The 22,416-nt window shown below is 36.1% G+C and carries 14 protein-coding genes and 1 other annotated feature (1 of these 15 cut by a window edge); all 14 genes read left to right on the top strand.

From position 1 onward, the window contains the following. Window positions 1-185, top strand: a binding site (T-box leader); it begins 61 nt to the left of the window's first position. A 69-nt stretch (window positions 186-254) separates the two neighbouring features. The 14 genes from AZF04_RS16850 to AZF04_RS16785 all read left to right on the top strand — a co-directional run bounded on the left by AZF04_RS16850 (window position 255) and on the right by AZF04_RS16785 (window position 22,366). Then, window positions 255-1,943 (top strand): 2-isopropylmalate synthase, encoded by a 1,689-nt coding sequence (locus AZF04_RS16850; protein WP_061949764.1) that lies wholly within the window; start codon window positions 255-257, stop codon window positions 1,941-1,943. Between the two features lie 413 nt (window positions 1,944-2,356). Further along, window positions 2,357-3,193, top strand: a complete 837-nt coding sequence (locus AZF04_RS16845; RefSeq protein ID WP_061949763.1) for a PRD domain-containing protein — start codon at window positions 2,357-2,359, stop codon at window positions 3,191-3,193. Between the two features lie 224 nt (window positions 3,194-3,417). Continuing rightward, window positions 3,418-4,800, top strand: coding sequence for a sucrose-specific PTS transporter subunit IIBC (locus tag AZF04_RS16840; RefSeq protein WP_061949762.1), 1,383 nt, complete (start codon window positions 3,418-3,420; stop codon window positions 4,798-4,800). Window positions 4,801-4,814: 14 nt separating this feature from the next. Further along, window positions 4,815-5,762, top strand: a complete 948-nt coding sequence (locus AZF04_RS16835) for an aminoimidazole riboside kinase (RefSeq protein ID WP_061949761.1) — start codon at window positions 4,815-4,817, stop codon at window positions 5,760-5,762. Between the two features lie 11 nt (window positions 5,763-5,773). Next, window positions 5,774-7,237 (top strand): glycoside hydrolase family 32 protein, encoded by a 1,464-nt coding sequence (locus tag AZF04_RS16830; RefSeq protein WP_061949760.1) that lies wholly within the window; start codon window positions 5,774-5,776, stop codon window positions 7,235-7,237. Between the two features lie 452 nt (window positions 7,238-7,689). Beyond that, entirely contained in the window at window positions 7,690-8,676 is a 987-nt protein-coding gene (gene trhO, locus AZF04_RS16825; protein ID WP_061949759.1) for an oxygen-dependent tRNA uridine(34) hydroxylase TrhO, read from the top strand. A 512-nt stretch (window positions 8,677-9,188) separates the two neighbouring features. Next, on the top strand, window positions 9,189-10,892 hold the full coding sequence (locus tag AZF04_RS16820; RefSeq protein WP_061949758.1) for a bifunctional diguanylate cyclase/phosphodiesterase: 1,704 nt from the start codon (window positions 9,189-9,191) through the stop codon (window positions 10,890-10,892). An 828-nt stretch (window positions 10,893-11,720) separates the two neighbouring features. Continuing rightward, complete coding sequence (locus tag AZF04_RS21965; RefSeq protein WP_064504207.1) at window positions 11,721-14,924, top strand: rhamnogalacturonan lyase family protein; 3,204 nt, start codon at window positions 11,721-11,723, stop codon at window positions 14,922-14,924. A gap of 62 nt (window positions 14,925-14,986) precedes the next feature. Continuing rightward, on the top strand, window positions 14,987-15,427 hold the full coding sequence (locus tag AZF04_RS16810) for a hypothetical protein (protein WP_061949757.1): 441 nt from the start codon (window positions 14,987-14,989) through the stop codon (window positions 15,425-15,427). Beyond that, window positions 15,399-15,974 carry a signal peptidase I SipW gene (gene sipW, locus AZF04_RS16805; RefSeq protein WP_061949756.1) on the top strand — a complete coding sequence of 192 codons (576 nt, stop codon included), beginning with the start codon at window positions 15,399-15,401 and terminating at the stop codon, window positions 15,972-15,974. Before AZF04_RS16810 ends, sipW begins: the two co-directional genes overlap by 29 nt. Window positions 15,975-15,978: 4 nt before the next feature. Beyond that, a complete protein-coding gene (locus AZF04_RS16800) occupies window positions 15,979-16,566 on the top strand; it encodes a CalY family protein (RefSeq protein ID WP_045484425.1) in 588 nt (195 codons plus the stop codon). A gap of 1,055 nt (window positions 16,567-17,621) precedes the next feature. Continuing rightward, window positions 17,622-19,397, top strand: a complete 1,776-nt coding sequence (locus AZF04_RS16795; protein ID WP_061949755.1) for a cache domain-containing sensor histidine kinase — start codon at window positions 17,622-17,624, stop codon at window positions 19,395-19,397. Then, the gene (locus AZF04_RS16790) at window positions 19,375-20,886 is read left to right on the top strand and encodes a response regulator transcription factor (RefSeq protein WP_061949754.1); all 1,512 of its coding nucleotides are present in this window, start codon (window positions 19,375-19,377) and stop codon (window positions 20,884-20,886) included. Before AZF04_RS16795 ends, AZF04_RS16790 begins: the two co-directional genes overlap by 23 nt. Before the next feature lie 136 nt (window positions 20,887-21,022). Further along, on the top strand, window positions 21,023-22,366 hold the full coding sequence (locus AZF04_RS16785; RefSeq protein WP_061949753.1) for an ABC transporter substrate-binding protein: 1,344 nt from the start codon (window positions 21,023-21,025) through the stop codon (window positions 22,364-22,366). The last annotated feature ends 50 nt before the right edge of the window (window positions 22,367-22,416 follow it).

Below are 22,416 nucleotides of genomic sequence, written 5' to 3'. Positions count from 1 at the left end.
TGAAAAGCAGTCACAATGTAGTCTGAACTCGCCTTGAAGTAGCTTTACTGAACCTTTAGTAAGTAAAGCCGGAATCCTAAACGTTATATTAGGCTATGTGAGAATTTATTCTTATGTGATTGAGTGCATACTTTTTGTATGAACAAGAGTGGTACCGCGAAGATTTCAAGTCTTTCGTCTCTTAATAAAGGGATGAAAGGCTTTTTTATATGGAGTCATCATAGATATTTATTATATTGAGGGAGTGTTGAGACATGAAGCAAGTATCGAAATATGAGAGAGGCTATTTTACAGCACCTGTAAAAAGTCAGAAGTGGATGGAGAAGGAGTATATAGACAATGCGCCAACGTGGTGTAGTGTTGATTTACGAGATGGAAATCAAGCTCTAATTATTCCAATGAGTTTAGAAGAGAAGCTAGAATATTTTCAGTTACTTGTGGATGTAGGGTTTAAGGAAATAGAAGTTGGTTTTCCGGCAGCTTCCGAAACGGAATATACGTTTTTAAGAACTTTAATTGAAGAAAACCTGATTCCTGATGATGTAACGATTCAGGTTTTGACACAATCTCGTGACCATATAATCAAAAAGACCTTTGAATCGTTAAGAGGTGCAAAAAAAGCCGTTGTTCACTTATACAATTCTACGTCAGTTGCGCAAAGAGAGCAGGTTTTTAAAAAGACAGAGAGAGAAATTATCGATATTGCGGTTAATGGCGCTAAGCTGCTACAAAAGTATGCAACTGAAACAGAAGGGAACTTTCAATTTCAATATTCTCCTGAAAGCTTTACAGGAACAGAAATGGAATTTGCATTGGAAATCTGTAATGAAGTATTAGATGTTTGGAAGCCAACCTCTGAAAACAAAGTCATTATTAATTTGCCAGCAACTGTATCGATGTCGATGCCGCATGTGTATGCAAGTCAAATAGAGTTTATGATCGACCATTTAAAATATGGAGAGAATGTGATTGTATCGCTTCATCCTCATAATGATCGAGGTACAGGGGTCGCGGATGCAGAGCTTGGGATGCTAGCAGGAGCCAAAAGAGTGGAAGGAACATTGTTTGGGAATGGTGAAAGAACAGGAAATGTCGATATAGTCACTCTTGCTCTTAATATGTTTTCTCATGGAGTCGACCCTCAGTTGAACTTTGAGAAGCTTCCAGAAATTAAGAGAGTGTATGAAAGGTTAACAAGAATGCAGGTTCCGATGCGCCACCCATATGGAGGGGAGCTTGTATTCACAGCCTTCTCAGGTTCTCATCAGGATGCGATTGCCAAAGGTATGAAATGGCGTGAAGAATATACGAATCGTAAATGGAATGTACCATACTTACTAATAGATCCGCTTGATATAGGAAGAGAATACGAAGGCGATATTATTAGAATTAATAGTCAATCTGGTAAAGGAGGAATCGGCTATATATTGAAGCAGCATTATAGCTTGGAGCTTCCACCTGAGATGAGAGAAAGCTTTGGTTATGCGGTTAAGGATGTATCGGATAAGCTACATCAAGAGCTACAGCCTGAGCAAATATATCAAATCTTTATGAAGGAATATGTTAACCTTGAGGAGCCTTTTGAGTTTGTCGGCTATCAATTTAATCAGCATGACAACTTTGAGACGACGGTTACACTCAAAACAGGTAATGGAATTCAAGAGTTTAAAGGATCTGGGAATGGACGCCTTGATGCTATTAGCCAAGCTTTACAAGAGAACCTTGGTTTTTCATATAAAAATTTAATATATAACGAGCATGCGTTAAAAACAGGATCGAATGCGCAAGCGGTGACTTATGTTGGGATAACGGGCGAAGATCAAGTAATTTATTGGGGCTGTGGTATTGATCCAGACATTATGACATCCTCTGTCAAAGCCTTGTTTAGTGCCGTAAATAAAATGGTTCAAGTTCTAGAGAAGAATAAAGTTAAAAATGGGTAACTTTATAAGGTAGTGTTTCATGAAGAAGTGGCTGGGACAAAAACTGATTTAAAGAATTACTTTAGAGAAATTCAAAAAAATGTGTAATGGATGAAAACATTAATAATGAACGATGAACCCTCTTTTTTTGGAAAAAGGAGGGTTTTTTGAACGAATAGATTCTCTATTAAAGACGTAAACTAGCGGACACAAGACACGGAGACTCCAGTGGGAAGTAGTGGCAATAACGAAATCCACTTTTTTTAAAAAAGTTAGTTCGGGGCCACCCCACAGGACGCGAAGTGTCTTGTGGGAGCGAACAGGCGGGGAGCTAGAATGGTATAATCAATTATTCGTGAGTTTTATCTCTGCCTCTTCTTTTTATGCAATGCTTATGTTACGATAATGTTCCAAAGAATTAAAGGAGTTATACGATGAGAATTTTTCGGGTGCTTAATAATAATGCGGTAGTTGTAATAGATGGACAGTTAGAGAAGATTGTCATGGGAAATGGAATTGCTTTTCAAAAAAAGAGAAATGATTTAATTCCTAAGCATAAAATAGAAAAAATATTTGTATTACATGAGCAGTCCTCAGAAAAGTTCCAGCAGCTATTACGAACACTTCCCGAGAGGCATATAGAAATCGCCGAAAAAGTTATTAGTTATGCGGAGGGGTACTTAGAAGAACCGCTGAATGATCATATTCATATTGCCTTAACCGACCATTTATCCTTCGCTTTGGAAAGGTTAAGAAATGGAATCCTTATTCAAAACAAATTAACGAATGAAATTAAGCTATTGTATAAAAAAGAATTTGAAATTGGCTTATGGGCTAGAGACGAAATCAAAAAAGAACTGGACCTAACCATACCTCTTGATGAGGTCGCTCATATAGCTCTTCATATTCATACAGCTAAATTAGCCGGTCACTCGATGGGTGAATCGATAGAACGTGCAGCGATTTTAAAGGATTTTATCGAGCAGGTTGAGGTGAATCTACAGCTTAAGGTTGAAGAGTCGAGCATCAGCTATCAAAGGCTCATTACTCATCTTCGCTTTGCTTTAAATCGAATCGAACAAAAAAGAGATGTAGAACCAATAGATGAAGATATGAGTGAGCTCATTCAGTTTAAATATAAAAGAGCTTATCAATGCTCACAAGCAGTTATTGCTTATCTTGAAGAGCAATATGATATTCAATTCCCACGCTCGGAAATTGCGTATATATCGTTGCATGTGCAAAGATTATTAAAAGAAAGTAGTAGTTGACGGTTATTAACTCTGCATGTACAATGTTAAATAATTAATAGAATATTGAGGATTGTTACTGGGTCAACCAGGCAAGACCTAAAATGTGTAAGGCGATATAGGTAGTCGTCTCTTCTTCAGCTACCTGTATGTACTTTATATATTTTAGGTCTTTTTTGTGCAAAAAAAACTACTTCTACAGGATAATCCCCAAAAGCTATTAAGAAAAAAGGAGGAATAATTAGATGGAACATAAAGAAATTGCCGAAAAACTAGTCAAACATTTAGGTGGAAAAGGAAATATTGTCAGCGCGACTCATTGCGCTACAAGATTACGACTTGTTATTGAGGATGAAAATGAAATAGACCAAAACAAAATAGAAGAAATAGATGAAGTCAAAGGAGCCTTCTCTAGCTCTGGACAATATCAGATCATTTTTGGTACGGGCTTAGTCAATAAAGTATTTCAGGAATTCGCTCCACTTGTTGATATATCAGGAGAGGATCATCAAGATAAACCTAGCAATCATCAGGATGCTATCAAAAAGAAAATGAATCCTTTTGCTAGATTTGCTCGCACACTTTCTAATATTTTTGTTCCGATTATCCCAGCTATAGTGGCTGCTGGGATGCTAATGGGGCTACTTGGCTTAATGAATACGTATAATTGGCTCGATTCAGAGAGCGGATTATTTATCATGCTTGATATGTTTTCCTCTGCTTCTTTTATTATTTTACCGATATTAATAGGTTTTAGTGCAGCTAAGGAGTTCGGGGCCAACCCATTTCTAGGTGCAGTAATTGGGGGGATTATGACGCATCCTGATCTCCTCAACCCTTGGGGATTAAGTGATGTTCAGCCAGAAACCTTAGATTTCTTTGGTTTTGGTGTAGAAATGCTAGGATATCAAGGGACGGTTATTCCTGTTCTACTAACTGTTTTTGTTATGGCTAAACTGGAAAAACTTTTTAGAAAATTCGTGCCAAATGTGATCGATTTATTAGTAACCCCATTTTTAACGGTCATTTTTACTGGATTTTTTGCGCTGCTAGTAATCGGTCCTCTGGGGCGTTTATTAGKAGAGGGAATTACAAATACATTAGATTTCGTGTATGCAACGGCTGGACCTGTAGCTGGATTCCTTTTTGGTGGTTTATATTCAATCATTGTCTTAACAGGTGTACATCACAGCTTTCATGCGATTGAAGCAGAGCTATTAGTGAGTGTAGGTGCCAATTATTTACTCCCAATCTGGGCGATGTCTAATGTGGCTCAGGGAGGAGCGACTCTTGCTGTCTTCTTGAAAACAAAAAATAAGAAAACAAAGGGTATCGCTTTACCAGCAGCTGTTTCCTCGTTTTTAGGAATTACGGAGCCGGCCATTTTTGGTGTGAACTTAAAATATCGCCGACCATTTATCGGGGCGGCTATTGGTGGAGCTATAGGAGGAGCCTATGTGGTTCTTCAACAAGTGATGGCGAACGGAATTGGCTTAACAGGAATTCCAATGTTCGCAATTGCTCAAAATCCATTTCAATATTTAATAGGCTTTTTACTAGCAGTAGTAGGAGCATTTGTTGCCACTCTATTACTAGGCTGGAAAGAAGAATCTAGTAAAACGGAATAAAAGGAGAATCATTGATGAAACAAGGAGTTATTAGTTTAGGAGAAGCTTTAGTTGATTTTATTCCATTAGATTTAAACAATCTGCAATATCAAAAAAGTGCAGGAGGAGCACCAGCAAATGTAGCTGTTGGTGTTTCTCGATTAGGAGTTCGCTCTGCTTTTATTGGAAAGGTGGGGAACGACCAGCTAGGAAGCTTTTTGAAGAGAACATTAACAGACTACGGTGTTCAAACTCATTCTATGACATCGACTGGCAAGGCGAAAACGGGATTGGTGTTAGTGACAAATGACGAAGAAGGAGAACGTTCCTTTGAATTTTTTGTTGAGCCCAGTGCTGACCAATTATTAAGTATAGAAGATTATGATGAGACGATTTTTGAGCGGTATAAGATTTTGCATATTGGTTCTATTACAATGATACGACAGCCTTCTAAACAAGCAACAGAGGCAGCCGTTAGAAAAGCAAAGGATCAAGGACTTATAATCTCCTACGACCCGAATCTTAGATTGAATTTATGGAGAGACGAAGAACAAGCAAAAGAGAGCATAATGTCTTTACTACCTTTAGTTGATTTTTTAAAGGTATCTGAGGAAGAGCTTTTCTTTTTAACGGGAAAATCAGAAATCAATGAAGGTATCCAACAGCTTCAGAACTATCAAATTCCATTTATTGTTGTGACATTAGGGGCGAATGGTTGCTATGTATGTCAAGGACCAAATATTAAGCATATTCCCGCTAGGAAAGTACTAGCAGTAGATACAACAGGGGCTGGAGATGCCTTTGTATCAGGGATGCTGTATAGTCTAGAAAAATCTAAGGATAAAATTGAAGAGCTATCTATTGAAGAAATGGTAAAAATGGCAGAGCTTGCTTCGATATCAGGAGCATTAGCTGCTTCAAAAAAAGGGGCTATGACGGCTTTACCAACTATTGAAGAGATACATCCATACTTATTGAATTGAGGGGGGATACAGTGCAAAGCGAACCGCTTTATAGAGAAAAACTAACAAAAGTACTGAAAGAAAAAAGAGAAGCTGTAGAAAGGGATCCTTACCGGCTATCTTTTCATCTTATGCCCCCAACAGGTCTTCTTAATGATCCCAACGGCTTTATTTATTGGAGAGGAGAGTATCACTTATTTTACCAATGGATGCCATTTAAAACCAATCACGGAGCTAAATGCTGGGGCCACTATGTCACGAAGGATTTTATAAAATGGAGACATGAAAAAGTAGCGCTCACTCCTACAGAGTGGTTTGATCAAAATGGCTGTTATTCAGGAAGTGCTATCATACATGAAGAAAAAATGTACTTGTTTTATACAGGGAATGTAAAGGATACTCAAGGAAATAGACAAACCTATCAATGCTTAGCTATTTCGGAGGACGGCATTCATTTTGATAAGAAAGGTCCAGTTATTAGTTTACCAGAAGGGTATACAGCGCATTTTCGTGACCCGAAGGTTTGGAAACACAGAGATATCTTCTATATGGTGGTAGGTGCCCAAAAACTTGATGAAAAAGGAACGATTGCCTTATTTGAATCGAAGGATTTGTTAAATTGGAAGTATAAGGGGAATGTCATTAAAAATGAAAATGATTTTCTTAATGATTTTGGATATATGTTTGAATGTCCTGATTTATTTCAATTAAATGGACATGACCTATTAATCTTTTGTCCTCAAGGGTTGGAGCCAAAGGGCGATTTTTATCATAATACCTATCAATCAGGCTATGTGGTTGGAGTGATGGACTATGAAACAGGTGCTTTAGAGCATGATGAGTTCTATGAATTAGATCGAGGCTTTGACTTTTATGCTCCACAAACAACGACTGATGAACAAGGTAGAAGAATAATGTTTGCTTGGATGGGTGTACCCGAGCAGAATGAACAGAATCATCCAACGATTTCTCATGATTGGCTTCACAATATGACTTTACCAAGAGAATTATTGTATGAAAATAACAAATTGTATCAAAGGCCATTACAGGAATTAGTAGAGTTAAGACAGCCGAATGTATTTGAGAAACAAGTTCACCTGCAACCAGAAATGTTTTGGAAGCTTTTAAACGAAACGACAAAAGGAACAGAATTACTACTAGACTTCTTAACATTACCAGAAGATTGGTTTCAGATTGATATAGCGGAAGCAGTGAGGCTTATTTACTCAAAGGAGAAACAACTATTTATCCTTGAGAGAAAAAGCTATGTAGATGGAAAGTTTGAAAGAAGACAATGTTTTCTCCGGAATTTAACATCGCTCCAAATTTTTATAGATACATCAGCGATAGAAATTTTTATTAATGAAGGGGAAGAAGTTTTTAGTGCTAGATTTTATTCAAATATGAGTGCTCATCATATTCATTTTAGTAGTTCAGGAAGCTGTTCTTTTTCTTTACAAAAATGGTCACTATCTTCTTATCATATTGATTCCTAAATGTAATGAGGTGTAATGAATGCAAACCAAAAAACTTCCTTCTTGAAAAGAAGGAGGATTTTTTGGTTTTCGAAAACCCCTGGCTATGCCGAAACACATATTAAAAAAGTTAGTCAGAGTTACCCTAGTAGATGCTGAATGTCTTGGGGGCGCAGATGAAAGGGCACCAAGCATGTGTGGAGCTCATCATTCGCGCGTATTTTCCGATACTCCGATACTACTTGGATAAATTAGTTGTCGTTTATTGTATGAAGTTCTAAGGAGATACAGTTGATTTTTTAAATGAATTTTGATTAAATAGTGAAGGAAGTTTTTACGAAAACAGAGCACCAATCTGCGCTTGGATGCGATGTTGGATTAAAGGGTAGGTTTTATAAATTTAAAATCTATCATGTTTGTATTACTTTTTGAAGAACCAAACGGAATATAATTTTTAACCATGAGGAGGAAGGATTATGAGTGAAAAACCTTACCGCGTATTATTATATTATTTTTATAATGATATAGAAAATGCAGAGGATTATGCAGACGAGCATTTGCAGTTTTGTAAGGATTTAGGATTAAAAGGAAGAATATTAATAGCAGATGAAGGTATTAATGGTACGGTATCTGGGACGGTAGAGCAAACGAAAAGCTATATGGATTATATGGAGAATGATGAGCGTTTTAAAGGCATTGTTTTTAAAATTGATGAGGAAGAAGAGCATGCTTTTAAAAAAATGCACGTTCGCTATCGCCCAGAATTAGTAACCCTTCGTTTAGAAGATGATGTAAACCCTCTTGAATTAACAGGCAACTATTTAAGTCCTAAAGAATTTTATGAGGCAATGAAAGAAGAGAATACAGTCGTCATTGATGCTAGAAATGATTATGAATTTGATCTTGGACATTTTAAAGGCGCCATTAGACCAGATATTCGCAACTTCAGAGACCTGCCAGATTGGGTTAGGGAAAATAAGGAGCAGCTTAAAGGTAAGAAAGTTTTGACGTATTGTACGGGGGGAGTACGATGTGAGAAATTTTCAGGCTGGTTGAAGAGAGAAGGCTTCGACGATGTCAGTCAATTACACGGTGGAATTGTTACTTATGGAAAAGATCCAGAGGTAAAAGGAGAATTATGGGATGGAAAGCTCTATGTATTTGACCAGCGTATTAGCGTTCCAGTAAACCAAGTCGACCCAGTCATTGTCGGGAAGGACCATTTTGATGGAACTCCGTGTGAGCGTTATGTGAATTGTGGAAACCCAGAATGTAACAAACAAATTCTAGTTTCCGAAGAAAACGAGCATTTCTATATGCGCGGTTGCTCAGATGAGTGTAGAGTGCACCCAAGAAATCGTTACATCGAAGAACATCAATTAACTGAAGAAGAAGTAGAAGAAAAGTTAAGGAAGATTGAAGTGAGAAAAGCAGAGAAGGATAATACGCAGCATGCTTAAATAAGAGATAAGTCTGTGACATACCTGTTTTTTTAAATCATCACATAGAGCGAAACTTGAAATGAAGTGTAAGATACAAACACAAATAACGAACAAAGAACCCTCTTTCTTTTAAATAAGAAGGAGGGTTCTTTTGAACGGGTAGATTCTCGATGGAAGATGTAAGTTAGTGAACACCAAGATTTCAGTGGATAAAGTGAATTTCGACAGTACTTAGCGGACGCAAAGTGTTTTCGGGCATCTAACATGTATGTGTAAAGCCTTTGAAGTAGTATATTTATGCATAAAATCTTTTAGACTGCGACTAAATGTATGTTTTATAGAGTTATGAAACGTTTGTTTGTATTAATTAGTTATTTAATATATCTTTTTACATACTACTAAAGTTTGATGAAACGAGGTATAATAAGGTGGAAAGGTATAGATTTTTAGGCTTTTAGTATTCTATCCTTTTTACAAATCGAATAAAAAATCAGCTACTAAAAAGAAAAGGTGATAGGATGATTTACTTTATGCACATTATACATTTGCACAATTTTCCATTCTATCTTGCTGCAGCGGCGTTAATGACATTTATCATGCTCGAATATTCAAAAAGAAAAAAGCTGAAAAAAGTGATTACTGATATTCAATCGAACTTACTGAACTCTTTTGAGGAAGCTCTAATTATTTCTGATCATACCGGTAAAATTAGACATAAAAATGAATCCTTTCAAAAGCTTGAAGAGTATTTTTTTTCAGAAGTTGTCAATGATATATATTCGATATTGCCCCCTTATTCACAGTGGAAAAAAGAAGCAGAAGAGATTGAAGGCTGGTCAAAAGAACGTAGAAAAATGATTTTTGAAGTTTCTAAGCATCCCTTTCAACTTGGTAAAAACAGTCGGTATATTTTATTTTTCAAAGATATTTCTTTTCATAAAAAAATTGAAAGTGAAATACAATATATGGCCTACCATGATACACTGACTAATTTGCCTAACCGTCATTTCGTTGATGAAAAAATAAATCAAGCGATTAAACAAAATGAACGTGTTGCCTGTCTTTTTCTAGATATGGATCGTTTGAAATTCACGAATGATTCTTTAGGGCATAGAGCGGGCGATAAGCTTTTAGTAGAGGTCGCTCAACGCTTACTTAAGCATAAAAGAGATGGTGAAATCTTAGCTAGAGTTGGTGGAGATGAATTTTTATTTATTGTATTCAATAAGCGAGTCGATGAAATTGAAGAAATCGCCTGTCAATGCATTCAGGAAATGAAGGAGCCATTTTTAATAGAAAACCAAAAGCTACGAATTACATTAAGTGGTGGCATTAGTGTTTTTCCTGATGATGTAAAGAGTGCTGATGAATTAATTCGAGTCGCTGATTTAGCCATGTACGATGCAAAGAAGAATGGAAAAAATAGAATTTCAAAATTTGATTATAAAATGGAGGGTAGTGTACGTCGAAGACTATTAATTGAAGATTTAATTCTAAATTCACTAGAGCAGCAAGAATGCTATTTAGTCTATCAAACAAAAATCGATTTAGAATCCAATAAAGTAACGGGTACAGAAGCTCTTGTAAGATGGGATAATAAAGAAATGGGTCTTGTTTCACCAATGGAGTTCATACCGATTGCCGAAGAAATTGGATTTATCCATGAATTGGGTTTTTGGGTACTAAAGAAGGCGTGTCTTCAGTGGAGTGAATGGAAGCATTTGGGTTATGAGCCTATATTAATGGCGGTTAATATCTCGCCACTGCAATTTGCTCAGGAAACCTTTATTGACCAAGTTCAAAATATAATAGAAGAAACAGGAATGGACCCTGAATTTTTAGAATTAGAAATTACTGAATCATCTGCACTAGCTTATAAGGAAAGTACGATTAAGAAGTTAATTTTGTTAAAAGAAATGGGTATTCGATTAGCACTCGATGATTTTGGAACTGGATATTCCTCTTTCCAGCATTTAAATGAGCTTCCTTTACAGATGCTGAAAATAGACCGTTCATTTCTTAAAGATATAATGGATAACTCTACCCAACAATCGATTGTAAAATCTATGATACAGCTTGGTCATAATATGAACCTAAGAGTATTAATGGAGGGAGTAGAGGAACAAAATCAGTTAGACTGGTTGAAGGAAGCTGGTTGTGATTGGGTACAAGGTTATTTATTTAGTCAGCCGGAAAAGCCAGAAACGATTGTTAAAAAACTATTATTAGCTTAAAGAGTGTGTACAGATTTTATTCGTATGAATCATTTTCATAATGCATATCTTATAATGAAAATCGAACGATTAGGTTTTTGATTTTCACTTTAGGTAGATGCTTTCCCAAGGGCTTGTCTTCAGCTAACTCTGACTACGCATAGCTTCGTCAGAGTGGATCTTCAGACTGCGCTGATCCCTTTGGGAGTCACTACCTACCGTTACAATCAACGAGTGAATTCACAAACATTCAAGACATTTTTATAATGAAAACGGAACGATTAGGTTTTTAATTTTCACTTTAGGTAGATGCTTTCCCAAGGGCTTGTCTTCAGCTAACTCTGACTACGCAGAGCTTCGTCAGAGTGGATCTTCAGAGTGCGCTGATCCTTTGGGAGTCACTACCTACCGTTTCAATCAAGAAGTAAATTGCAAACGTTTAAAACATATTTTATAAGAAACGTTCGGTTTTATTCTTTTATAGAGCAATTATGAAATTCACTCGTATAATGACTCGTTTGATTTTTAATAAGAATGAGGGGAAGAATTAATTGGAATTTATCAATTAGTTCTTTTTTTGTTTGTTTTCAATATCGTGGATATTTAACATCTAATAGTCCCGTAAGGTAAATAGTCTATAAGTTATAGTCATTTTTTGTTTTTGAAAAAAAGCGGTTATTTAAACAAAAAGAACGGTTTTTTATAAAGAAATATAGTAAAAAGACATCTAGTATTTACAAATGTAAGCGTTTTATTTTTTGGGGGAGGAGGGTTGTTTTTAACCGTGAAATGATTCTGAATTCTATTTCGTAATTATTTTTACTTACTTTGAAAGGAGTGACTAGTAAGATGAAAAAAGGTATGCCTTGGTTAAAGAAATTTGTGATACTCTCACTTTCCTTGTTGCTTATCATTCCTCATTTTTCTATAAAACAAGCAATAGCAGATGAACAGGAAGAAAGTGAGTTCACTTCCCTAAAATTTGATTTTGGTTTAGCAGGACAAGCTGTAGAAGAGGGCTATATCGATGTCAATTTATCGACTGTGTACAGTGAGGAATTAGGATATGGAATTGTCGATCCTTCTGGAATGATAGGTAGAGATCGAAATCAAGGGGGAAATTTATTAAGAGATTGGCTTGGATATTTTGATGTAGGTTGGGATTTTAAAGTAGATTTACCCAATGGTTTATATTCTGCAAAGGTATATGTAGGAGATTTTAATGGAAGTGCAAGAACAAATGTTACGATAAACGGGCATGATTATGGCACAATGAGTGCACCAAGAAATGATTATACAGAACAAACCTTTGATGATATAGAAATCACGAATGGTCAAATTCATTTTCATTTCGGAGGTTCTACAGGTATTGTGAATGGCTTAGAGATTATGTCTGTCGAAGAACCACCTTCTAATTTAAGAACTAGCGAAGTTTCTTTAAATCCTTTATATGTTTCACTTGAATGGGATGAAACAAATGAAGCCGTTAAATATGGTGTTTATAAAAAGAAAGATACAGAAAATGTTGCACAAAAAATAGCAGAAGTAGAAACGCCACAATATAAAGACGAGGAAGTCGAATTAGCTGTAGATTATGAGTACTCGGTAACAGCGATCAATGAAGATGGTGTTGAAACGAGTCAGTCTGAAGCCATTACCGTATCAATGGCCAACTCAGACGTAGAAGCTCCAAATCAAGTGCAAAATTTGGCTTTAGTAGAAATTAATCAAAATGATCTTACCATTTCTTGGGCTGAGGTGGATGGAGCGCTAGAATATCATGTATTCCGGGCAAGCTCTAAGGCAAGTAACTATCAGCGGGTAGGAAAAGTATCAGATACCTTCTTTAAGGACGAAAGTGTATTAACGACAACACCTTATTATTATAAAGTAGCAGCAGTTAACGAAGGTGGGGTATCTGAACTTTCGGAATATTTAGAAACACCTGTTGAAACGAACTTAGTTCGTCAGATGGAATACTTGGATCGTGCTCCATATGCTATCCAAACTGACGAGGGTGTATATATTAGCTGGAGAATGCTAGGCACAGACTCTTATGATATGAGTTTTAATGTGTATCGAGATGGCGAAAAAATCAATCAGCAGCCAATAGAAGATAGTACAAACTTTGTTGATTCTACTGGAGATGTGAACTCTCATTACGAAATAGTTCCGGTGATTGATGGTGAGGAAAAAGCAGATGATACTACCGTAGAAGTGATGGGAGAAAACTTTTTAGACATTCCGATTCAAAGACCAGAGGGTGGTGTAACACCTGATGGGGTTGAGTATGTTTATCATGCGAATGATATGAGCGTGGGTGATTTAGACGGAAATGGCGAATATGATTTTATCGTAAAATGGGATCCTTCGAATTCTAAAGATAATGCTCATTCAGGTCATACTGGAAACGTTTATATCGATGCTTATCGTTTAGATGGAACGATGTTATGGAGAATTGATTTAGGTAGAAATATTAGAGCTGGAGCACACTATACTCAGTTCTTAGTCTATGATTTTGACGGAGATGGTAAAGCCGAAATTGTCATGAAGACAGCAGATGGAACAATAGATGGAGTAGGAAATGTGATTGGTCAAGAAGATCTCGACCACAGAAATTCAGCTGGTTATGTTTTAAGAGGAGATGAATTCCTCACGGTCTTTGACGGTGAAACAGGTGAAGCTTTAGAGACTGTTGACTATTTTCCGCCAAGAGGAAATGTGAATGACTGGGGTGACAACTACGGAAATCGTGTTGACCGTTTTCTAGCAGGTGTAGCTTATTTAGATGGGGAGCGTCCTAGTATTGTCATGGCTCGTGGTTATTATACGAGAACGGTATTGGCAGCTTATGACTGGAGAGATGGTGAACTAACAGAACGCTGGGTTTTTGATTCAAATGAACAAGGATTAGGAAGCTATGCGGGACAAGGTGCACACAGCTTAAGTATTGCTGATGTCGACGGTGACCAAAAGGATGAAATTATTTATGGAGCTATGACGGTTAATAATGACGGAACTGGTTTATACAATACGCGTTTAGGTCATGGTGACGCTTTACATGTTGGTAATTTCGATCCAAGCAGAGAAGGTTTAGAAGTGTTCATGGTACAGGAAAATCGAACGGCACAGTTTGGCTATAATTTACGTGATGCTGCAACAGGCGAAGTGCTTTGGGGAGAATTTACCGGGCGAGATACGGGAAGAGGTCTCATTGCCGACATTGACCCACGCTATGATGGTGCCGAGGCATGGGCTGTAGATGGTGCGTGGAATAGTTCAACTGGATTTTTACATTCAGCTTCAGGAGAGTTGATATCTAATAATATTCCTTCTGCTAACTTTGCCATTTGGTGGGATGGAGATGTATTACGAGAGCTTTTAGATCATGATTTTGATGAAGAAGCTGGAGCAGGAGTAGGAAGAATTGATAAATGGGATTATGAAAATGAAGAATTAGTCAACATTTTAACGGCAGAAGGCACCTTTTCTAATAACTGGACGAAGGGTACTCCAAATCTACAAGCAGATATTTTTGGAGATTGGAGAGAGGAAGTCATTTGGAGATTAGAAGATAGCAGTGCTTTAAGAATTTACTTTACAACAGATGAAACAGAAACGAAAATACACACTCTTATGCATGACCCGCAATATCGTCTTGCGATAGCGTGGCAAAATGTAGCCTATAACCAGCCTCCACACCCAAGCTTTTTTATTGGTCATGGAATGGAGCAACCAACATTACCAAATATCTATGTAGCAGGTGGACCAGAGGATGGAGACTCTGAAGAGCCTTCTATCGAAAAAATGATCGAGTTGGTGAATCAGCTTGAGGAAGATGGTCAGATTACTAACGAACAGGCGACGAGATTAATTAGAACACACTTAATTTCAGTTAACCAGTTAGTTCAACAAGGAAAGCTAGAAAGAGCTCTTCAACATTTAGAAAGCTTTCCAATTTTACTTCAGCATCAATTAGATAGCGGTTTTATGAGCGAGGAAGCCTATGATCGCTTAGTCGATGAATTAGAGCAATTTTTAGCCACATTTTAAAATAGAAACAAGCGCCTTTATAACAGCCTAAGTGCTGTTATAAAGGCCATTATGAAGCCTTAATGGAAGGAAGGAGTGGTACTATCTATGATCAAAAGTTGACTAAAATAGGTATTCGACAAATCAGCGAATGCATTCCTTTGCCATTAAAACTTCTTAGTGTATTTTATCTATTTCTATTTGTTTTTTTACAGATTCATTCACCGACAACGGCTTCCTTTCATCAAACAGTAGAAGTGAACCAAATTTTTGAATTTGATGAAGTAGAAGTAGTAGAGGAAGATCTAGATAAACAACGAGAGTCCGAACTAGATTTAGAGAGTGTAGAGGAGCAAGAAATGGAACAAGAAATATCTGAGCAAAATTTAGAAATAAAAGAAGAAGAAGTACCAGAACTAGATTTGGAGTTAGAAAATGAACAAGAGAATGAAGAATTAGATGAGCTTGAAGGAAATGAGTTGGAGGAGGATTCAAATGTGGAAAATACTGAGGAAGATTATTAATCACTTTTGTACAGGACTCATGCTTTTATTTTTAATGAGCATGTTTATTCTCGTCATTTCCTCCAGAGCAACAGAAGGGGAGCCAAACATTTTAGGTTATCAAATTAAAACCGTCTTATCTGGTTCAATGGAACCTGAAATGCTTACGGGCTCACTTATACTCATTCAAAAAGCAGAGCAAAAAGATCGCTTTACAGTAGGAGATGTGGTTACGTATCGAACGGCTGAAAATGTATTAATCACACATAGGATTATTGAAGTGATAAATAACGGACAAAGCTATATTACAAAAGGGGATCATAATAACGGTCCAGATATAGAGCCCGTTCTTTCCGACAACATTGTCGGGAAATATACTGGGATAACGGTACCCTATGTAGGCTATGTCACTCAATTTATTCAATCAAAGCAAGGCGCTCTAATCCTCTTTATCATTCCTGGAGTATTGTTACTTATCCATTCTATCTTTACGATTTGGCGAGTATTACGAATCATCGAAAAAAATGGTTCCATCGATTCAAAAATATCAATCGAAAACAGGGGGTAATAACATGAGTGTTAAAAAGCAATTAAGTATGGGAATTATGTCGGCTGTTTTAGGAATCACCTTAATTGGAGGCGGTACATTTGCCTACTTTAGTGATTCGGTAGAAACGAATAACACCTTTGCAGCAGGAACGTTAGATTTATCTGTTAATCCAACGCAGCTAATCAAAGTTGATAATATTAAACCAGGAGATTCCTTTATTAGAGATTTTGAATTACAAAATCAAGGGTCCCTCAATATTGGTAAAGTTCTTTTAGAAACCGACTATACAGTTATCGATGCAAAGGGAGATAATACAGAGGATTTTGGTGAGCATATTGAAGTAGAATTTCTTTATAATCTAAATAATTTTGATGAAGTGATTTATGAGACCACACTAGCTGAATTGCAAGATATGACACCTGAGGCCGTCAATCAGCATATTTTATATCCAGCATTTGGAGACGCAGGTCTTTCTGTTGGAGAAACTCATGATTTGATTGTTAAATTTAATTTTATTGATAATGGAGAAGATCAAAACCAATTTCAAGGCGATTCGCTTGAGTTAACCTGGACATTTAACGCTCTACAAGAAGCAGGAGAGCAAAGATAGTTAGTAAATGAAACGTAAAAAAGCAAGCAGGTGACCATTACTTATTAGTAATCGGTCACCAGCTTTTTTTGTTTAATCAAAGTTACTAATAAACAAGTGACCAAATCCCCCTCAATATGTGCATAGAAGTGAAGGTTATATTTTGGGTAGGGTGTACATATTCTGACAAAGCTTCTTATTGATTTTTTTTTACTGGGATCCTTTTTTCTTCATCTACATCATTTGTCTGCTTGATTAGATGCTTGATTGATTTTCACTTTAGGTAGATGCTTTCCCAAGGGCTTGTCTTCAGCTAACTCTGACTACGCAGAACTTCGTCAGAGTGGATCTTCAGACTGCGCTGATCCTTTGGGAGTCACTACCTACCGTTACAATCTAAGAGTTGATTCATTTACATTCAAGACATTTTTTAAAATGAATGGTCGGTTTGATTCACTGATAAGCAATGATGGAATTCACTCAATGGGGCTGGGACAGAAGTTGCTTTTAAAGAAAATCCTATTAAGTAAATTGAATTGAAGTGTAATGGATACAAACACCAAAAACGAACCAGAACTCTCCTTACTGTGAAAGGAGGTTTTTTTGAGAAAGGAGAGAAAAAGGCGTAAGCTAGCGGACACAAGGCACGGCGACTCTAGTGGGAGGAAGTGGCCATGCCGAAATCCACTTTAAAAAAAGTTAGTTCGGCGCCACTTCACGGACTGAAGTGTCTTGGGGAGCGAACAGGCGTGGCCTAAAATGGTGGAATCATTCATTCGTGGAGTATTGTCTCAGAATCTATTTTGATATTAGAGTTTTATAAAGCGGTGGACTACTTAAATTCTTACTATATTTAAGTCTAAGGACGCAGTCAAGAATATGATTTTGGTAACTGTTCAATAAAACAGACTCGTATTTTGTATCAGATGAAAGTTGGATTTTAAACGTTTATAAATTAAATTGATAAAGAAAGGAGGAAAAAGGAAGAAACGAGTAGAATTTTAGAAGATGTTGTTAAATGTTATAAAATGAATGACCAAATAATATAAATAGTAATCAAAAAATAGGGGGAGAGTATGAAAAACAAAATTCATTCCTTTTATTCTCGCTTAAAAATCAAACATAAAATGATTTTATTGCTCACCTTTATTTTATTTGCTTTCAGTTCTGGTGGATTGATGGTCCTTCAGTATGCCTTTCATGTTTATAATGAAGAAATTTACAAGCAATCGGCACAATCGCTTAGTGTATCATCCAATTCTATCGAAAACGAGTTAATCAAATTAGAGAGGTTATCTTTTCAACTTACAACCGATATCTATGTCCAGCATTATTTACAACAATTAAAATCTAGCACCTCAAACTATGAACAGTACATTATAGGTATGAATTTACGTAAGCGCTTACTTGAAATTGGAGGTTCTGATAAATATATTAATTCTATTCAAATGTATGATATGAACAGCTATGATTATTCAATTGGAAATCGCCAAGTAATTATGCATGAGGAAAGAGTCAAACAAATCATGTCGCAAGCAAAGGAACATAAGGGAGGAGCAAGGTGGGTCTTTCCAGGAGATGCGGACCCTTCTCTACTTATAACGAGAGAAATTCGAGCCTATGAAAATATTTCTCTTGATACAATTGGTGTTTTAGCATTGCGTATTAATATAGAAGAGTTGGCTAAAGATTTTACTAATAGTTTAAAAGATTATAATGCTCACTTAGTAATTTTCCATGAGGGAGATGTGGTCTATCCATTAGAATCGCCCATTAGTAAAGAAAAGTTAAAGGTTAATTTTACAGGAGATAGCGGCTATCATCTAATGGATGAAGAACGAGAGCAATATTTTGTTACGTATACTCCTGCTGAATACACGAATTGGACTTATACGATCATCACTCCTTTTAGTAACCTTTTTGAAGCGATAACCTATGTTAAAAATGCTGTATTTATTGTGAACATCGGCTTATTTATCATTATTTTATACTTAAGCATTAGGTTAATGAATGGAATTACAGCTCCCATTGAAAGTTTAAACAAGAAAATGAAGATTGTTCAATCAGGAGAGCTGGACTTATTTGTGGAGACTAATAAAGAAAGTTTTTATCAAGATGAGACGGCTGAAATGCATGATAACTTTAATGTCATGATGAGACAAATTAATGAGCTCATAACTGAAAATTATAAAAAACAATTAGTTATTAAAGATTCAGAGTTTAAAACATTGCAAGCACAAATAAATCCTCATTTTCTCTATAACACATTAGAATCGATTAATTGGACGGCGAAAATTGAAAAGCAAGAGAAAATTTCAAAAATGGCTGAATCATTAGGAAATCTGTTGCGATCAACAATCAGTATGAAAGAACCAATTATTCCATTAAACAAGGAATTAGAAATTGTTAATAATTATTTAACGATTCAAAAGTATAGATATGAGGAAAGATTATCGGTTGAAACGAATATACCTAGTTATTTATTAACAATTCCTGTCCCAAAGTTTGTACTTCAACCGTTAGTTGAGAACTCAATCAGATACAGCTTAGAAAAAAGAATTGGTCATTGCGCTATTAAAATTGTAGCTAGAAAAGCTGATGATTTCATGTTCTTAGAAGTGACTGACAATGGACCTGGCATAGAAGAAGGGTCCGTTACGCAATTATTAAGAGGTGAAATAAGTTCGACTGGGACGGGGCTTGGTCTAAAAAATATTCATGAGAGAATTCAGCTTTTATTTGGAGAAAAATATGGAATTCATATTATGAGTGAGATAGAAAAAGGAACAACCATCCAATTGATACTACCTTATAAGGAGGAGAGCGAAGATGTTCAATGTGTTATTGGTTGATGATGAACGAACGATTTTAGAAGGAATTTCAATGATCGTAAACTGGGAGAAATGTGGAGTTCGTCTTACAGGTACAGCAAGTAATGGTATAGAAGCATTGGAGCTAATTCAACAAAAAAATCCTGATATTGTAATATCTGATATTGCTATGCCTGGGATGGATGGAATTTCATTATTAGAAAAAAGTAAAAGTAAAGCTCCTAACATAGAATGGATCCTACTTTCAGGCTACAATGAATTCGATTATGCTCAGCGTGCAATGAGGCATGGAGTTATGCATTATTTGTTAAAGCCCTGTAACGAAAATTTAATTATGAATGCCATTGTAGAAGTAGTGAAAAAATTAGAAAAGAATAAAAGAGAAAGTAATTATTTGAAGTCAATAGAAGATGAATTAACTACCTTTGATAAAGAAGCGGCTGCAAGACGTTGTTTGCTAAAACAAGAGGTTGGTGGGGAGACTGATGTCCAGTTTTTAAATATATTTGATTTAAAGGCTGACCAACGATTAAGGTTACTATCTTTTATCGATGTAGACAAAATAGACGGCAAAATACGCGAATTAAGCAAGGTGTGTTCAGTCTTTTTTGGTTCTTCTTTTTTAACGATGATTGAGATAGAGAAGCAGCTGTTTATTTTAATAAAAGATAAAGATGTAAATATGACATACTTAAAACAAAGGATAAAAAATGTTCTTTCCTACGATATTGATTTTATTGTTAGTGAGACTGGGGATGTAGAACAATTACCTCATTTATATAAAGCAACTAAGAGCACATTAGAGCAAATAATTTTTTATCAACAGAAGAAAATAGTGTATGACATTCATGCCAAAAATGAACAATCGCTAATGCAAAGATTAGCTGAGACAAAAGAGTTGATTTTAGAATATCTAGAAAAAAACAGCTATCAAAAGTCTTATGAAAATGTATTAGAGGTTATGGCAGAAGCAAAGGAAAAACAGATTAATCCTAATCTTATAAAACCTTTTTTCGCTGAGTTATTGGCTGTCCATATAAAGCATATTAATTCTCTCTCTTCTTGTTTAAGCGATGTTTTTGATTTCACTCAATTAGATTCTTGTAAAGAATACGAGGAAGTATTTTCTCAGCTCTATACTCAACTTTTAAAAGAGCCAATAAGTCAAGGTTATAAATATTCTTCATCTGTAAGGTCGATGCTTCAATTGATAGAAGAACATTTTCAAGATGAACAATTGTCATTACAGTGGATTGCCCATGAGAAAATGTTTATGAATGCGGATTATCTTGGGAAAAATTTCAAAAAAGAAGTAGGTCATAAATTTTCTGCATATGTAACAACCGTTCGAATTGAAAAAGCAGTAGAGATTATTCAGAATGAACTAGACATTAAAGTATTTGAATTAGCGGAGAGAACAGGGTTTGGTCACAATCCACAATACTTTAGTCAAATCTTCAAAAAGGTTACTGGATCTACTCCAAAAGAATTAATTCGATCACAATCGTGAACAAAAACCTCGAATTTTTAAACAATCAAGTCTGATTTTTCTATCTTCGAAAAAAATAAATCAAGTTATAATTAATTTGAAATCGCTTACAAAATGTGAGTGATTCGTTTATAGGAAAAAGGGGAGGTTACGAATAATGAAAAAATGGCTTTTATTATTAATTGCCCTGTTCATGTCTATCGTAATGGTAGCTTGTGGAGACAGCGACACTGGTGGAGAAGGTGTTTCTGATGAAAATGAAACAGCTGATTCAGAAGGTGGGACAGAAGATGAAGCAGAAGGAACAGAAGATAAAGAAGATGTGACGATTAGAATTGCTTGGTGGGGTTCTGACCCAAGACATAACTATACAACAGAAGTCATTGAAATGTATGAGGAATTAAACCCTCATGTCACGATTCAGCCTGAATATGCTGCATGGGATGATTATTGGCAAAGATTAGCTCCGCAAGCGGCAGCGAATGAATTACCTGATATTATTCAAATGGATTTATCTTATATTTCACAGTACGCAGAAAACAATCAGCTAGCAGATTTAACTCCATTTATTGGAAATCAAATAGATGTTACGAATATTCCTGACACGGTTGTATCAGGAGGTCAAGTAGGAGACGGTATTTACGGCTTTAACTTAGGAGTAAATGCAGTTGGCTTCCATTACGACCCTAATTTATTAGAAAGCTTAGGTGTAGATGATTTAGACCCAGATTGGACTTGGGATGATTATCAAGAGGTTGCACAAGAAGTGAAAGATGCTGGCCTTTGGATGGATACAGGAGTTCAGGCTGATGTATTCTTTAACTACTATTTAAGAACTTTAGGCGATTCACTTTATAATGAAGAAGGAACTGGGCTTGGTTATGATGATGACCAAAAGTTCATTGATTTCTTTGGAATGACTTCTTCATTAGTTGAAAAAGAAATTGTACCAACACCAGATTATTTAGCACAATTAAAGGGGATCGAAGATGATCCTGCTGTTGTAGAAGAAGCGATTGGTATTTGGCAGTGGTCCAATCAGTTTGTTGGATTCCAACAAGTGGCTGACCGACCATTAAAGATTCACAATATGCCAGGACCAAATTCTGAAGCTGGTTTGTTTTTAAAGCCTAGTATGTTTTTCTCTGTATCAGAAAATTCAAATGTAAAAGAAGAAGCAGCTAAATTTATCGATTTCTTCGTTAATAATGAAGAAGCAAATGATATTATCCTCGGTGAAAGAGGTGTTCCTGGTTCATCAGTGATAAAAGACCGATTAAAACCATTATTAGCAGAAGAGCAAGTGCAAGTATTTGAGTATATCGAATGGGCTGAAGAAAATAGTACGCCAATGGGGAATCCTGATCCTGTAGGTGCAAGCCAAATTATTGACTTATTAGACGATTTAGCAGAAAGAATGGCTTACGGTCAAACGGTAGCTGAAGATGCTGCGGTTGAATTTAGACAGCAGGCTGAATCGATTCTTTCACAAAATCAATAAGAACAGGCGATAGCTGATCATTTTGGTCAGCTATCACCCTTTCAATAAGT

It is taken from the genome of Alkalihalobacillus trypoxylicola, from assembly GCF_001590785.1.
Taxonomy (GTDB): domain Bacteria; phylum Bacillota; class Bacilli; order Bacillales; family Bacillaceae_D; genus Alkalihalobacillus; species Alkalihalobacillus trypoxylicola.
The sequence above is the reverse complement of the archived record's forward strand: the minus strand, read 5'-3'. Positions and strand labels throughout refer to the sequence as shown.

Excerpts from the sequence above, each read along its gene's own strand:
- AZF04_RS16790 (WP_061949754.1), top strand. The coding sequence starts at position 19,375 with ATGTTCAATGTGTTATTGGTTGATGATGAACGAACGATTTTAGAAGGA.
- AZF04_RS16820 (WP_061949758.1), top strand. The coding sequence starts at position 9,189 with ATGCACATTATACATTTGCACAATTTTCCATTCTATCTTGCTGCAGCG.
- AZF04_RS16850 (WP_061949764.1), top strand. The coding sequence starts at position 255 with ATGAAGCAAGTATCGAAATATGAGAGAGGCTATTTTACAGCACCTGTA.
- AZF04_RS16810 (WP_061949757.1), top strand. The coding sequence starts at position 14,987 with ATGGAAGGAAGGAGTGGTACTATCTATGATCAAAAGTTGACTAAAATA.
- AZF04_RS21965 (WP_064504207.1), top strand. The coding sequence starts at position 11,721 with ATGAAAAAAGGTATGCCTTGGTTAAAGAAATTTGTGATACTCTCACTT.
- AZF04_RS16795 (WP_061949755.1), top strand. The coding sequence starts at position 17,622 with ATGAAAAACAAAATTCATTCCTTTTATTCTCGCTTAAAAATCAAACAT.
- AZF04_RS16800 (WP_045484425.1), top strand. The coding sequence starts at position 15,979 with ATGAGTGTTAAAAAGCAATTAAGTATGGGAATTATGTCGGCTGTTTTA.
- AZF04_RS16835 (WP_061949761.1), top strand. The coding sequence starts at position 4,815 with ATGAAACAAGGAGTTATTAGTTTAGGAGAAGCTTTAGTTGATTTTATT.
- sipW (WP_061949756.1), top strand. The coding sequence starts at position 15,399 with ATGTGGAAAATACTGAGGAAGATTATTAATCACTTTTGTACAGGACTC.
- AZF04_RS16845 (WP_061949763.1), top strand. The coding sequence starts at position 2,357 with ATGAGAATTTTTCGGGTGCTTAATAATAATGCGGTAGTTGTAATAGAT.
- AZF04_RS16785 (WP_061949753.1), top strand. The coding sequence starts at position 21,023 with ATGAAAAAATGGCTTTTATTATTAATTGCCCTGTTCATGTCTATCGTA.